This window comes from Aquibium sp. A9E412 (genome assembly GCF_030398335.1).
Taxonomy (GTDB): domain Bacteria; phylum Pseudomonadota; class Alphaproteobacteria; order Rhizobiales; family Rhizobiaceae; genus A9E412.
Genome location: NZ_JAOAOP010000037.1, coordinates 22,951 through 36,887, shown reverse-complemented (window position 1 = coordinate 36,887; position 13,937 = coordinate 22,951). Strand labels below are relative to the sequence as shown.

Genomic DNA, 13,937 nt, shown 5'->3' with positions numbered 1-13,937 from the left:
CTCAAGCATGGCAGCGGTCTCCGAATCACCGCCACCAACCGAATCAGAACCCAAGCAAGTTCGAAACACCGTTAACCCGAGTTCACTGCCGTGCGGCCGGCGCAATCCGTTTGCGATTGCGCCGAAATGCCGCTATAGCTGGCCGCCAATTCCCCAATCGGTGGTACTGACCACCGCCCGCGCCAGGGACGCGGGCGAAGACGAGGATTCTTTGCGATGGCAAACACGCTGCTGATGCCCAAGGCGACCGCCGTCTGGCTGGTCGACAACACGGCGCTGACCTTCGATCAGATCGCCCAGTTCTGCAAGCTGCACCCGCTCGAGGTCAAGGCGATCGCCGACGGCGATGCCGCCCAGGGCATCAAGGGCATGGACCCGATCATGACCGGCCAGCTCACGCGCGACGAGATCGCCAAGGGCGAGGCGGATGCCGACTACCGGCTCAAGCTGCAGGAGCCCAAGGTGCGCGTGCCGGAGGCCAAGCGCCGCGGCCCGCGCTACACGCCGCTGTCGAAGCGCCAGGACCGGCCCAACGCGATCCTGTGGCTGGTGCGCAACCATCCCGAGCTCAAGGACGCGCAGATCTCGCGCCTGGTCGGCACCACCAAATCGACCATCGAGCAGATCCGCAACCGCACGCACTGGAACTCGGCCAATCTGGTGCCGATGGACCCGGTGACGCTCGGCCTGTGCTCGCAGATCGACCTCGACATGGAGGTGCAGCGCGCCTCGCGCGGCGCCAAGCCGCAGGCGCCGGTCGGCGAGACGCTGCTGCCGGCCGCGCAGACCGAGCGGCTGCCGGTCGAGGAGGAGAAGGCCAAGAGCGAGGACGACGAGCTCGACGCCGACGCCGTGTTCGCCAAGCTGTCGTCGATGAAGTCGTCGCAGCCCGACGAGGACGAGGACGACGACGACCGCTCGTAAGACGCCTCGGCAAAAGCAGGGCGGCGGGAACGCCGCGGCCGGTGGCGGCGCCGTTTTGCGAGCCGGCAAAGCGCCAGCCGGCACTGCCGGTCAGCGCGCGGCCGGCGGGCTCTCGCCGGCTTCCATGCGGCGGTAGAAGTCGGCCAGGCGCTGGCCGCGCTCGGGCCGGAAGACGCGGCCGGCCTCGGCCACCGCGGCGATGCGGTCGATGCGGAAGGTGCGGAAGTCGTCGCGCAGCTCGCACCAGGCGACCAGCGTCCACACCTTGCCCCAGAACCACAGTCCGAGCGGGCGCACCGCGCGCTGCGTCTGGCGCCCCGCCTCGTCGCGATAGCCGATGTCGAGCACGCGGCGCGCCTCGACGGCGCGCTCCAGCGCGTCGATCGTCTCGCGCTCCGCCGCGCCGATCATGCGGTCGGGCGCGTGGATCTCGGTGCGGCCGAGCCGCAGCCGGTCGGCCTGCGGCAGCACCGTGCCGATCTTGACCAGCGCCTCCTCGGCCGCGCGCGCCATCGCCGCGCCGCCGAAGGCACGCACCATGCGCGCCCCGGCGACCAGCGCGACCACCTCGTCGCGCGTGAACATCAGCGGCGGCAGGTCGAAGCCCTCGCGCATCAGGTAGCCGACGCCCGCCTCGCCGTCGATCGGCACGCCGCTCGCCTGCAGGTCGGCGATGTCGCGATAGATGGTGCGCTCCGAGACCTCGAGGCGCTCGCCGAGCATCCGCGCGGTGACCAGGCGGCCGCCGCGCAGGTGCTGGACGATCTGGAACAGCCGGTCGGCGCGCCGCATCGTTGTCGCGCCGCGCCTCAGGCGAACAGGCCGATGCTGTTGCCGTCGGGATCGAGGCAGTAGGCGAAGCGCCCGGCCGGGATCGCGATGATCGGCGACACCACCTGGCCGCCGTTCTGCGTCACCCGCTCGAGCGCCGCCTCGAGCGGCGCCGGCGCGGCGAGGTGCACCGTGCTGCCGGTTCCCGCGGCCGCCGGCTTGCCCGGATAGAGATGGCCGGACGGCGCGGTCGCGGGGTCCTTGACGGCGAACACCGCCATCGGGTTGGGACCGTCGGTCTGGTCGCTCAGCGTGGTCTCCAGGACCGCGGCGTAGAAGCGCTTGGCGCGCGCCATGTCGCTGACGGGGATCTCGAACCACACGACGGCGGCGTCGGGCGTGAAGTCTGCCATGATGCTTGTCCTTGCTGCTGGCGTTGCGCTGCGTGCACACACTCCCACAGCCCTGCTGACAGCATCATGTCAGGAGGCGGCGGTCCGGTCGAGCCGCCGCGCGCCGCCGGCCGCGCCCGGCCTCAGGCCTCCGCAGGCGGCTCGACCGTATAGTTGAGCGGCAGCCGGCCGCCGTCGGCATAGATCGTCTGGCCGGTGACGTAGCTGGCGTCGTCGGACGCCAGGAAGGCGGCCACCGCGGCGATCTCGCCGGGGTCGCCGATGCGGCCCATCGGCGTGCGCGACAGGATGCGCGCCTTGGCGGCCGGGTCCTTGTTCACCGCCGACAGCATGTCGGTCATGATCGAGCCCGGCCCGATGGCGTTGACGCGGATGCCGTAGGGCGCCAGCGCCAGCGCCATCGCCTTGGTGAGCTGGTTCACGCCGCCCTTCGACACCGTGTAGGGAATCTGGTTGGCGATGGTGACGACGGCGTTGATCGACGACATGTTGATGATCGTGCCTGGCCGGCCGCCATTGTTGACCTTGTCGACCATGTAGCGCGCCACGGCCTGGCCGGTCAGGAAGGTGCCCTTCAGGTTGACGTCGAGCACCCGGTCGAAGTCCTCCTCGCGCAGCTCGAGGAAGTCGGCGCCGTGCACGATGCCGGCATTGTTGACCAGGATGTCGATGTCGCCGAAGGCGTCGAGCGCGGCGGCCACCAGGTTGTGCACGTCGAGCCGCTTGCCGACGTCGGCCTTGACGAAGCGCGCCTCGCCGAGCTTCTCCAGATCGGCGACGGCCCGCTCGCCGCGTTCGCCGTCGACGTCGCAGATCATCACCCGCACGTCCTCGCGCAGCAGCCGCTCGGCGATGGCGTAGCCGATACCGCCCGCCGCGCCCGTCACGATCGCCGTCCTGCCGTCCAGTGCCATGGAACTCTCCCTTCTGGTCGCCGCGACACTGGCGCGGCGGGCCGGCGGGGTCAATCCGGCGGCCGCGGGCAGCGGCCTGACGCCGCGTCAGATGCCGATGCCGCGCTGGTTGAGCGTGGCGGTAATCTCGTCGAGGATCGCCGGATCGTCGATCGTCGCCGGCATCGTCCAGGCCTCCTTGTCGGCGATCTTCTGCATGGTGGCGCGCAGGATCTTGCCGGAGCGCGTCTTGGGCAGCCGGTCGACCGGGACGACGAGCTTGAAGGCGGCGACCGGCCCGATGCGCTCGCGCACCATCTGCACGATCTCGCGCTCGATCTCGGCCATGTCGCGCGCGACCCCCGCGTTGAGCACGACGAAGCCGCACGGCACCTGGCCCTTCATCGGGTCGGCGATGCCGACCACCGCGCATTCGGCGACGTCCGGATGCTCGGCCACCACCTCCTCCATGCCGCCGGTCGACAGCCGGTGGCCGGCGACGTTGATGATGTCGTCGGTGCGCGCCATGATGAACAGGTAGCCGTCCTCGTCGAGGAAGCCGGCATCGGCCGTCTTGTAGTGGCCGGGGAACTCCGCGAGATAGGCCTCGCGGAAGCGCTCGTCGGCGTGCCACAGCGTCGGCAGGCAGCCCGGCGGCAGCGGCAGGGAGATCACCACGTTGCCCAGCGCGCCGGGCTCCACCGGGTGGCCGGCGTCGTCGAGGATGCGGATGTCGTAGCCCGGCATCGGCACGCCGGGCGAGCCGTGCTTGACCGGCAGCAGGCCGAGGCCGACGGGATTGTGGCTGATCGGCGCGCCGGTCTCCGTCTGCCACCAGTGGTCGACTACCGGCACGCCGAGCCGCTGCTCGGCCCAGCGCACCGTCTCCGGATCGGCCCGCTCGCCGGCGAGAAACAGCGTGCGGAAGCGCGACAGGTCGTAGTCGCCGATCAGCCTGCCCTGCGGGTCCTCCTTCTTGATGGCGCGGAAGGCGGTCGGCGCGGTGAACAGCGCCGCCACGCCGTGCTCGGCGATGACGCGCCAGAACACGCCGGCATCCGGCGTGCCCACCGGCTTGCCCTCGAACAGCACCGTGGTGCAGCCGTGCAGCAGCGGCGCGTAGACGATGTAGGAATGGCCGACCACCCAGCCGACGTCGGACGCCGCCCAGAACACCTCGCCCGGCCGGATGCCGTAGGCGTTCCACATCGTCCATTTCAGCATCACCATGTGGCCGCCATTGTCGCGCACCACGCCCTTCGGTCGGCCCGTCGTGCCGGAGGTGTAGAGCACGTAGAGCGGATCGGTCGCCGCCACCGGCACGCAGTCGACCGTCGTGCCGGCCGCCTTGGCCGCCTCGACGGCCGCGCGGTAGTCGCTGTCGCGACCGGCCACGAGGTCGCAGGTCTGCTCGTCGCGCTGCAGCACGATGCAGTGCTGCGGCTTGCTGCCGGCCATCTCGATCGCCTTGTCGAGCAGCGGCTTGTAGGCGACGACGCGGCCCGGCTCGATGCCGCAGGAGGCCGACACCACCAGCTTCGGCCGGGCATCGTCGAGCCGCGCGGCGAGCTCCTTGGCGGCGAAGCCGCCGAACACCACCGAGTGCACCGCGCCGATGCGCGCGCAGGCGAGCATGGAGACCACCGCCTCGGGCACCATCGGCATGTAGATGACGACGCGGTCGCCCTTTTCCACGCCGCGCTCGCGCAGCACGGCGGCCAGCGCGACGATCTCCGCCTTCAGCTCGGCGAAGCTGAAGCGCCGCTTGCGGCCGGTGATCGGGCTGTCGTAGATCAGCGCCGTCTGGTCGGCGCGGCCGCCGGCGACGTGGCGGTCGATCGCGTTGTGGCAGGTGTTGCAGGTGGCGCCGGCGAACCAGTGGCCATAGACGCCGCCTTCGGGGTCGAACACCTTGTCCCAGGGCGTGTCCCAGTCGATCTCGGCGGCCGCCGCGGCCCAGAAGGCCTCGGGATCGGCCTTCCAGCGCGCATAGGTCTCGTGATAGTCCGACATCGGCTTCTTCCTCCCGTCCTGCTGGCGCTATCTAGCCAATCGCGCCGGGCCGCGTCCATCGGACTTCGGGCTTAGGCGGCGGGGCAACCGGGCGCGCGCGGCGCGCCGAAGCCCGCGGGCCGTTCCGCATGCCGCAGAACCCGCGGATCGGCTCCGACTTGCAGTGTGAGGCGTGTCCGGACGGCGAACCGGTTCGCATTTCGCCCGGAAACGCTCGAAAGGACGCCCGCCGGATGACCAAGGTCCTGTCGCTTCTGATCGTCGTCATGATGGCGGTGCACATCATCAAGCCGCTCGGCCTGCCCGGCCTGCGCCGGCGCAAGGACTTCTGGAAGCTGGCGCTGATCGCGCTCGGCGCGATCTCGCTCACCGTCGTCTTCAGTCACGGCACCTGAGCGGCGTCGCGCGGCGCGGCGGTGCGCTGCGGCACGACATAGGGCGCCAGGTGCTCGGCCCATGCGTTGTAGCCGGCCGCCGAGGCGTGGAAGCCGTCGCCGGAGAACCCCGCCTGCGGGTCGACGATCGGCAGCCGCGGCGCCGCCACCGCGCCGCGCTCCAGGCACAGCCGCGCGCCCATGCGGTTGATCAGCGCGGCGCGGATCTCCAGGATGCGGCCGAGCAGCGGCGGCAGCGCCGGCACGCGGCGCATGTCGACCACCGGCGACCACACGATGCGCGCCTCCGGCCAGCGCGCGCGCAGCGCATAGAGCAGGCCGCCGAACTCGGCCTTGAAGCGGCGCACGGTGTGGAAGTTCTTGGCGTCGTTGGTGCCGACGGCCAGCACGATGTGGGTCCAGGTTTCCGGCGCCAGATGCGCCACCACGTGGTCGCGCAGCTGGCCGGCGGTGGCCGAGTTGAAGCCGGCCGCGCGCCACACGACGGGGCGGCCCTCGCGCGCCGCGATCAGCCCGGCCAGCCGGGCGGCGAGCCCGTCATGCGCGCGATCGATGCCGACGCCGGCGACCGACGAATCGCCGATCGCCAGAAGGTGGATCGGCGGACCGCTTCCGTCGATGTGGTGGCGCACCGGGCCTTCCGGCGGCAGCATGCGCCGGGCGCGCAGCCGCACGCCGACGCCCTGCCAGACATAGACCGGGAAGGCGAGCCAGGACAGCAGGGCCGCCAGCGCGCTCATCGCAGAACGGCGGGAGGGCCCGCGCGGCCGGCCGGCCCCGTCGGGCGTCGCAAGAAGGCAGCCAAGGAGACTGAACGGACCATGGTGGCGTCCGAAAACCGCAACACGTTTTCCGGCGTCATTCTCTAGCAAAGCCGCGGCCGCCGGGCAACGCGCCGGCGGCCGTCGGCAGGTCGGCTCAGGCCGCCTCGAGCTCGCTCTTCCAGGCGCCGCTCGCCGCCAGCCCGTTCATGCGGGCGCGGTGGGCGAAGGCGCGCTGGCCGGCGGCCACGTTCTCCGTCTTGCCGCCCCACGCCTTGAGCGCAGCGGCCTGCAGCGCGCGGCCGTAGGAGAAGGTCAGCGTCCACGGCACGTCGTGGCGCTGGTTCATCAGCGACAGATGCGCCGTCGCCTCCTCGTCCGACTGGCCGCCCGACAGGAAGGCGATGCCCGGCACGGCGGCCGGCACGGTGGCGCGCAGGCAGCGCACGGTCTTGTCGGCGACCTCCTCGCGCGAGGCGGTGCGCGCCTTCTTGCCGTCGATCACCATGTTGGGCTTGAGCACCATGCCCTCGAGCGCGACGCGCGCGTCGTAGAGCTCGGCGAAGACCGTCTTCAGCACCCATTCGGTGACGGCGTAGCAGCGGTCGATCGAATGGTCGCCCGGCGCGCCGTCCATCAGCACCTCCGGCTCGACGATCGGCACGATGCCGGCCTCCTGGCACAGCGCGGCGTAGCGCGCCAGCGCCTGGGCGTTCTGCTTGACCGCGCCCCAGCTCGGCAGCGTGTCGGAGATGGCGATGACGCCGCGCCACTTGGCGAAGCGCACGCCGAGCCCGTGATACTCGGCCAGCCGCTCGCGCAGGCCGTCGAGGCCCTCGGTGATCTTCTCCTCGGGGAAGCCTGCCAGCGCCTTGGCGCCCTGGTCGACCTTGATGCCGGGCACCGCGCCGGCGGCGCGGATGACCTCGGCGAAGGGCGTGCCGTCGGCCGCCTTCTGGCGCAGCGTCTCGTCGTAGAGGATGACGCCGGAGATGTGGTTCTCCATCGCCTCGCGCGCGGTGAACAGCATCTCGCGGTAGGCGCGGCGGTTCTCCTCGGTGCTTTCGACCGCGATGGAATCGAACCGCTTCTTGATCGTGCCGGAGCTCTCGTCCGCCGCCAGAATCCCCTTGCCCTCGACCACCATCGCCGCGGCGATGTCTTCCAGCCGTTCGCTCATCACTCGTCTCCTCGGATATCTCGCCGGCGAGTAGCAGAACTTCCGCGAAAACGGAAGCTGGGCGCGACCGCCCGAATCGATTGAAACGCGCCGCCGCCGCGCTTTGCGGCCGAGCGTCGGCTCGGCCGGCCGGAACAGCGCCAGGCCGACCAGCCCGACGGCGAGATAAACGGCCGCGGCGGCGAGGTGGAATCCGGCCGCCCCGGCGAGCGCAACGGCACCGCCGGCGAGCGGTGGCGAGACCAGCGCCGCGGCGGCGTAGACGGCCGCGAAGGCGGCCGTGGCCGCCGTCAGCGCGGCGCCGCGGAAGCGGTCGCCGATCAGCGCCAGGCCGGCGGTGTAAAGCCCGTAATTGGCGCCGCCCCATCCGAACAGCAGCGCCATCGCCGGCCAGCGGCCGAGGCTTTCGGCGTCGGCCATGAGCAGCGCGGCGACGAGCGACAGCGCGCAGCAGCCGAGCACCGTGCGGCGCCGGCCGACCCTGTCGAGGGCGAGGCCGACCAGCGGCTGGCCGACCAGCAGGCCGACATGGAAGACGGTCACGAACAGCGCCCCGGTCTCCACCGCAAAGCCCTGACGCAGCGCGATGACCGGCAGCAGGCTGATCGCCACGGCATCGACGGCCGAGGCGACGAACAGGAAGCCGAAGGCGAACGGAAAGGCGCGCACGCTGCCGGCCAGTCGCGATGCCGGCACCGGCAGGACCGCGGCATCGACCGCCCGCCGCGTCCGGCCGAGCGGCGCGAGGGCGGCCAGCGTCACCGCCGCGCACGCGACGAGCAGCAGGCCCGGCCTGTCGGTGGTCAGCGCCACCACCGCGGGACCGACGACGAAGCCGAAAGCGACGGCCGCCGTGTAGAGGCCCATCACCCGGCCGCGCCGCTGCGGCGAGGCGAACACGTTGAGCGCGGTCTCGGCCACCACGAACAGCAGGTTCGCGCCGCAGCCGAGCGCCAGGCGCGCGGCAAACAGCGCCCAGAAGTCGCGCACCGCGGCAAGCACGGCGAGCGCGGCGGCCATCAGGACGATGCCGAGGATCGCCGTGCGCCCGGCGCCGAGCCGCCGCGCCAGGATCGGCACCAGCGCCACGCCAAGCAGCAGTCCGAGGCCGGTCGCCGCCGCGTTGAGGCCGTTCCAGCTCTCCGCCACCCGATCGGACAGGACGATGCCGAGCAGCGGATAGGTCGTGCCCATCGCCAGGCCGTAGATCAGCACGCCGAGGATCAGCGCGGCAATGACGCGGCCGGTCGCGTAGGGTGTCGCTGATGCCATCGCCTCGCTCCTCAGCACCGGCGCCCGGCGGACGGGCGCAACGGATCCGCAGGTTCGCGGCACCGGCTTTCCGGCTCAAACGATGCTTTTTGGCTCAAGCGAAACGTCATGTTAGGCTCGCACGATGCGCAAGCTGCCCAGCCTCAACGCGGTGCGTGCCTTCGAGGCCGCCGCGCGGCATGGCAGCTTCGCCCGTGCGGCCGACGAGCTCGGCGTCAGCCACGCTGCCGTCAGCCGTCACGTCCGTCTGCTCGAGGCCGAGCTCGGCGTCGCCCTGTTCGAGCGGCACGCCCGCCATGTCGTGCTGACCGGCGAGGGGGCGCTGTTCGCCCGCAGCGCTGCCGACTCGCTGTCCGGCCTGGAACTCGGCAGCGGCCGGCTGCGCCGCGGCGGCGGCCGCGGCACGGTGGTCCTCGACATGGAATCCGATCTTGCGGTGGCCTGGCTGATGCCGATGCTCGACGCCGCGACGCTCGACGCGCTCGATGTCAATCTCGACCTGCGCGTGCGGCCCGACCCGCCGCGCGCCGTGCTCGGCGACGTCGACCTGGCGGTCACCTGGGGCGCCGTCGCCTGCACCGGCTTCCGCGCCCGGCCTTTCCTCGAGATCGACGCCTTCGCGGTCGCCGCGCCGGCGCTTCTGGCACGCGGGCCGGACCCGTCCGTGCCGGATTTCTTCGCCGCGCACCGGCTGATCCACGAGCGCGGCCTGTACTGGTGGCGCAGCTACCTCGCGCGGCTGGGACGCGACACGGACACGGCGGCCGGGCACCTGTTCTTCAACCGGTCGCATCTGTGCATCGACGCCGCGCGCCGCGGCCTCGGCCTGGCGATCGGCGACGCGCTGATCTGCCGCGCCGACCTGGCGGCCGGGCGGCTGGTCCGGCTGCCCGGTCCCACACTGCCGGGGCGCGACCGCTACTACCTGCTGACGCCCGAGACGGCGGCGCTGTCGCGTCCGGTGCAGCGCGTGCGCGACTGGCTGCTCGCCATGGCGGCCGGCCCGCCGGCGGCCTGAAGGCTCAGCGCATCAGCGCCGCCACGCCGGGCAGCGTCTTGCCTTCCATCCATTCCAGGAAGGCGCCGCCGGCGGTCGAGACGTAGCTGAAGGCGTCGGCGACGCCGGCCTTGTTGAGCGCGGCCACCGTGTCGCCGCCGCCGGCGACCGAGACCAGCGTGCCCTCGCGCGTCAGCGCCGCGGCGTGGCGCGCGGCGGCCAGCGTGGCGCGGTCGAACGGCTCGATCTCGAAGGCGCCGAGCGGGCCGTTCCACACCACCGTGTTGGCCTTGTCGAGCCAGCCGGTCACCGCGGCCAGCGTCTGCGGCCCGACGTCGAGGATCATGGCGTCGGCCGGCACCGCGTCGACGGCCACCGTCTCGCTGTCGGCGCCGGCCTCGAAGGCGCGCGCCACCACCGCGTCGACCGGCAGCACGACGGCGCAGCCGGCCTTCTCGGCGTCCTTCATGATGGCGCGCGCGGTGTCGGCGAGGTCGTGCTCGCACAGCGACTTGCCGACGTCGCGGCCCTGCGCGGCGAGGAAGGTGTTGGCCATGCCGCCGCCGATCGCCAGCGCGTCGACCGTGGTCACCAGATGGCTGAGCAGGTCGATCTTGGTCGACACCTTGGCGCCGCCGACGATGGCCAGAACCGGCCGCTCGGGGTCGCCGAGGCCCTTCTCCAACGCCTCGAGCTCGGCCTGCATGGCGCGCCCGGCATAGGCCGGCAGGAGCCGCGCCACGCCCTCGGTCGAGGCGTGCGCCCGGTGGGCGGCGGAGAAGGCGTCGTTGACGTAGAGGTCGCCACTGGCTGCCAGCGCCGCGGCGAAGGCCGCGTCGTTCGCCTCCTCGCCGGGGTGGAAGCGGGTGTTCTCCAGCACCAGGATGTCGCCGCCGGTCATCTCGGCAACCGCCGCGGCGGCCGTCTCGCCGATGCAGTCGGCGGCGAAATGGATGCGCCGGTCGAGCGTGATCTCCAGCGCGTTGGCGACCGGCTCGAGCGAGAACTGCGCCGCCGGCCTGCCCTTCGGCCGGCCGAAATGCGCCAGCAGGATGACCTTGGCCGCCTTGTCCGACAGCTCCACGATGGTCGGCGCCACGCGCTCGATGCGCGTCGCGTCGCTGACCCGCCCGTCCTTCATCGGCACGTTGAGGTCGACCCGCACGAGAACGCGCTTGCCGGCCACGTCCTTGAGATCGTCGAGTGTCCTGAAACCGCCCATGCCGCCGCTCGCCTGCTCGCTGAAAAAAACCGCGCGCACCATACAGCCGGCGCCGCGCGAGACAAGGGAGCCAGACGCCGCACGTGGCGGCAGCTTCAGTCGGCCGACTGCCGCCGCCGTGCCGCCCGGCGCCGCCGCCACCAGGCGACGAGCCGCCTAAGCCGGTCGAAGAGCTCGCCGACGCTGAGGAAGACGGGCACGCGGCTCGGCGGCGCGAGCGGCTCGAGCGCCAGGCCGGCAGCGGCCACCTGGCCGTTGTCGTCGACCTCGCGCACGATCAGCTCGATCGGCCCGAAGACCACGCGGTCGCCGTAGTCGGCGCGCCCGCCGAGCCGCTCGCGCATCAGCGCGTCGATGGTCAGCGCGGTCTCGCGCTCGCCGAGACCGAGGCCGTAGGCGGCCTCCAGGTCGGCCGCCGGCCGCGCCGGATCGACCGCAAAGGCGCCGAAGAACTCCGCGTCCTCGGGATCGACCTCGGCCGGGCTGGCGAACAGCCGGTCGAGCAGGCGCGGATAGCGGTCGGGCACGAAGATGTAGACGCGGTCGCCGGCGACCAGCCGCCCGGCATACTGGTAGGCCATCGAGCGGCCGTCGCGCACCACCAGCGACGGCCGCGCCCAGCGCGGAATGCGCTGGCCGCGCGCCACGGGGCTGCCGTCCACCACGCGGTAGGACAGGAGCTCGTGATGCGCCGCACCCGGCAGCTCGAGCTCGACCTTCTCCAGCGGTCCGATGCGCGGCGGCAGGACCAGCTTGAGCCGGCGGGCGAGCGGCCCGATCGTCCAGCCCTGCAGCACCAGCGACACCAGCACGATGATGAAGGCGATGTTGAACAGCGCGCGGCCGTTCTCCAGCTCGTTGATGAGCGGCGTGATGGCGAGCAGGATCGACACCGCGCCGCGCAGGCCGACCCACGACAGGAACGCCGTCTCGGCGCGCGGAAAGCGGAACGGCAGCAGGCACAGCGCCACCGCCAGCGGCCGGGCGACGAAGATCAGGAACAGGCCGAGCAGCAGCGCCGGCAGCGCGATCTGCGGAAACTGCGACGGCGTGGCGAACAGGCCGAGCACCAGGAACATGATGATCTGCGCGAGCCAGGTGACGCCGTCCTGGAAGCGCTTGACGAGCGCGGTCGAGCGCATGCGCGCGTTGCCGGCGACCAGCCCGGCGATGTAGACGGCGAGAAAGCCCGAGCCGCCGAAGGTGCCGGCGGCGGCGAAGACGAGCAGCGACAGCGCCAGAACGAAGATCGGCAGCAGCCCCTGCTCGAGCCGCAGCCGCGCGACGAGGCGGGCGATCAGGTAGCCGCCGACCAGCCCGGCGAGCGCGCCGATGCCCATCTGGCGCAGGAAGCCGAGCGCCAGCTCGCGCGCCATCGCGCCCGGCTCCAGCGTCTGGCCGCCGGCGATCAGGCCGACCAGCGTCAGCGTCAGGAAGATCGCCATCGGGTCGTTCGAGCCCGACTCGATCTCCAGCGTCGAGCGCACCCGCTCGCGCACCGACAGGTTGCCGGCGCGCAGCAGGAAGAACACGGCGGCCGCGTCGGTCGACGCCACGGTGGCGCCGAGCAGCAGCGATTCCAGCCAGCCGAAGCCCGTCGCGTAGCGCGCCGCCACACCGACCAGCCCGGCGGTCAGGAGAACGCCGAGCGTGGCGAGCGAGACGGCCGGCAGCGCCGCCTGGCGCACCGCGGAAAGCCGCGTGCCGAAGCCCGAATCGAACAGGATGACGGCGAGCGCCAGCGAGCCGACGAAATAGGCCAGCGCGGCGTTGTCGAAGTCGAGGCCGAGGCCGTCGGTGCCCGTCGCCAGGCCGATCAGCAGGAAGACGAGCAGCAGCGGCGTGCCGATGCGGAAGGCGATCAGGCTCGAAAAGGCGGCGACCAGCACCAGCGCGGTGCCGGCCAGCGTGATGAGATAGATGCCCTGTTCCATGCGCGTGGGAACCCGCTTCGGCGCCGCCCGCCGCCACAGTGCGGCGATCCGCCCGCGCACGCAACGCGCATTTCCGTCACGACGCGCCGGGCGACGCGGCGCGTGGGAAGACGGCCGGCCGCGGGCCCCGCGGCCGGCGCCGGCTCAGCCGATCGTCTTGCCGAAGGCGACGGCCGTGTCGGCCATCCGGTTGGAGAAGCCCCATTCGTTGTCGTACCACGACATCACCCGCACCAGATTGCCCTCGACCACCTTGGTCTGGTCGAGCGCGAAGGTCGACGAGGCGGGGTTGTGGTTGAGGTCGATGGAGACGAGCGGCTCGTCGGTGTAGGCCAGGATGCCCTTGAGCGGCCCGTCGGCCGCCGCGACCAGCGCCGCATTGACCGCCTCGACGGTGACCGGCGCCTTCGGCACGAACTTGAAGTCGACCACCGAGACGTTCGGCGTCGGCACGCGGATCGCCACGCCGTCGAGCTTGCCGGCGAGCTCCGGCAGCACCAGGCCGACGGCCTTGGCCGCGCCGGTCGAGGTCGGGATCATCGACACCGCCGCCGCGCGGGCGCGGTAGAGGTCCTTGTGCATGGTGTCGAGCGTCGGCTGGTCGCCGGTATAGGCGTGCACCGTGGTCATGAAGCCCTTCTCGATGCCGAAGGCGTCGTTGAGCACCTTGGCGACCGGCGCCAGGCAGTTGGTCGTGCACGAGGCGTTCGACACGATCCTGTGCTCGGCAGCGATCTTGTCGTGGTTGACGCCGTAGACCACCGTCAGGTCGGCACCGCTCGCCGGGGCGGAGACCAGCACCCGCTTGGCGCCGGCCTGAAGATGCATCGACGCCTTCTCCTTGGAGGTGAAGATGCCGGTGCATTCCAGCACGATGTCGATGCCCTCGTCCTTCCACGGCAGCGCCGAGGGATCGCGCTCGGCATGCACGCGGATCGGGCCGTGCCCGACGTCGATCGTGTCGCCGTCGACCTTCACCGCGGCGGGAAAGCGGCCATGCACGGAATCGTAGCGCAGCAGATGCGCATTGGTCTCGACGGGGCCGAGGTCGTTGATCGCCGCGACCGCGATGTCGGTGCGGCCGGATTCGACGATGGCGCGCAGGATGTTGCGGCCGATGCGACCGAATCCGTTGATGGCGACTTTGACGGTCATGGGGCGA

The 13,937-nt window shown here is 71.8% G+C and carries 12 protein-coding genes and 1 pseudogene; 3 read left to right on the top strand and 10 right to left on the bottom strand.

Annotated elements, in window-relative coordinates:
- Positions 1–216: 216 nt before the first annotated feature.
- The gene (locus tag N1F89_RS13540) at positions 217–924 is read left to right on the top strand and encodes a DUF1013 domain-containing protein (RefSeq protein ID WP_290084690.1); all 708 of its coding nucleotides are present in this window, start codon (positions 217–219) and stop codon (positions 922–924) included.
- A 90-nt stretch (positions 925–1,014) separates the two neighbouring features.
- Here the strand turns inward: N1F89_RS13540 and N1F89_RS13535 are convergent, their stop codons facing one another.
- The 4 genes from N1F89_RS13535 to N1F89_RS13520 form a co-directional block, all read right to left on the bottom strand.
- Positions 1,015–1,716 (bottom strand): YafY family protein, encoded by a 702-nt coding sequence (locus N1F89_RS13535; RefSeq protein ID WP_290084689.1) that lies wholly within the window; start codon positions 1,714–1,716, stop codon positions 1,015–1,017.
- A gap of 17 nt (positions 1,717–1,733) precedes the next feature.
- Positions 1,734–2,108 carry a VOC family protein gene (locus tag N1F89_RS13530; protein WP_290084688.1) on the bottom strand — a complete coding sequence of 125 codons (375 nt, stop codon included), beginning with the start codon at positions 2,106–2,108 and terminating at the stop codon, positions 1,734–1,736.
- 122 nt (positions 2,109–2,230) lie between these two features.
- Positions 2,231–3,022 carry an SDR family oxidoreductase gene (locus N1F89_RS13525; RefSeq protein ID WP_290084687.1) on the bottom strand — a complete coding sequence of 264 codons (792 nt, stop codon included), beginning with the start codon at positions 3,020–3,022 and terminating at the stop codon, positions 2,231–2,233.
- 87 nt (positions 3,023–3,109) lie between these two features.
- Positions 3,110–5,014, bottom strand: coding sequence for a propionyl-CoA synthetase (locus tag N1F89_RS13520; protein WP_290084686.1), 1,905 nt, complete (start codon positions 5,012–5,014; stop codon positions 3,110–3,112).
- Positions 5,015–5,247: 233 nt separating this feature from the next.
- On the opposite strand from N1F89_RS13520, the gene N1F89_RS13515 reads away from it, so the two are divergent.
- Entirely contained in the window at positions 5,248–5,409 is a 162-nt protein-coding gene (locus N1F89_RS13515) for a hypothetical protein (protein WP_290084685.1), read from the top strand.
- Here N1F89_RS13515 and N1F89_RS13510 read toward each other — a convergent pair.
- From N1F89_RS13510 to N1F89_RS13500, 3 genes and pseudogenes are all read right to left on the bottom strand, one after another.
- A complete protein-coding gene (locus N1F89_RS13510) occupies positions 5,397–6,149 on the bottom strand; it encodes an SGNH/GDSL hydrolase family protein (protein WP_290084684.1) in 753 nt (250 codons plus the stop codon). The genes N1F89_RS13515 and N1F89_RS13510 overlap by 13 nt on opposite strands.
- Before the next feature lie 178 nt (positions 6,150–6,327).
- Positions 6,328–7,350 carry a class I fructose-bisphosphate aldolase gene (locus N1F89_RS13505; RefSeq protein WP_290084692.1) on the bottom strand — a complete coding sequence of 341 codons (1,023 nt, stop codon included), beginning with the start codon at positions 7,348–7,350 and terminating at the stop codon, positions 6,328–6,330.
- Positions 7,351–7,449: 99 nt separating this feature from the next.
- A pseudogene (locus N1F89_RS13500) lies at positions 7,450–8,622 on the bottom strand (MFS transporter); the annotation flags it as partial.
- A gap of 124 nt (positions 8,623–8,746) precedes the next feature.
- Between N1F89_RS13500 and N1F89_RS13495 the strand changes: the two are divergent.
- On the top strand, positions 8,747–9,640 hold the full coding sequence (locus N1F89_RS13495; RefSeq protein WP_290084683.1) for a LysR substrate-binding domain-containing protein: 894 nt from the start codon (positions 8,747–8,749) through the stop codon (positions 9,638–9,640).
- Positions 9,641–9,644: 4 nt separating this feature from the next.
- Here N1F89_RS13495 and N1F89_RS13490 read toward each other — a convergent pair whose 3' ends face one another.
- From N1F89_RS13490 to gap, 3 genes are all read right to left on the bottom strand, one after another.
- Entirely contained in the window at positions 9,645–10,841 is a 1,197-nt protein-coding gene (locus N1F89_RS13490) for a phosphoglycerate kinase (protein ID WP_290084682.1), read from the bottom strand.
- A 95-nt stretch (positions 10,842–10,936) separates the two neighbouring features.
- Positions 10,937–12,775 (bottom strand): potassium/proton antiporter, encoded by a 1,839-nt coding sequence (locus N1F89_RS13485; RefSeq protein ID WP_290084681.1) that lies wholly within the window; start codon positions 12,773–12,775, stop codon positions 10,937–10,939.
- A 144-nt stretch (positions 12,776–12,919) separates the two neighbouring features.
- Complete coding sequence (gap, locus tag N1F89_RS13480) at positions 12,920–13,930, bottom strand: type I glyceraldehyde-3-phosphate dehydrogenase (protein WP_290084680.1); 1,011 nt, start codon at positions 13,928–13,930, stop codon at positions 12,920–12,922.
- Positions 13,931–13,937: the final 7 nt, after the last annotated feature.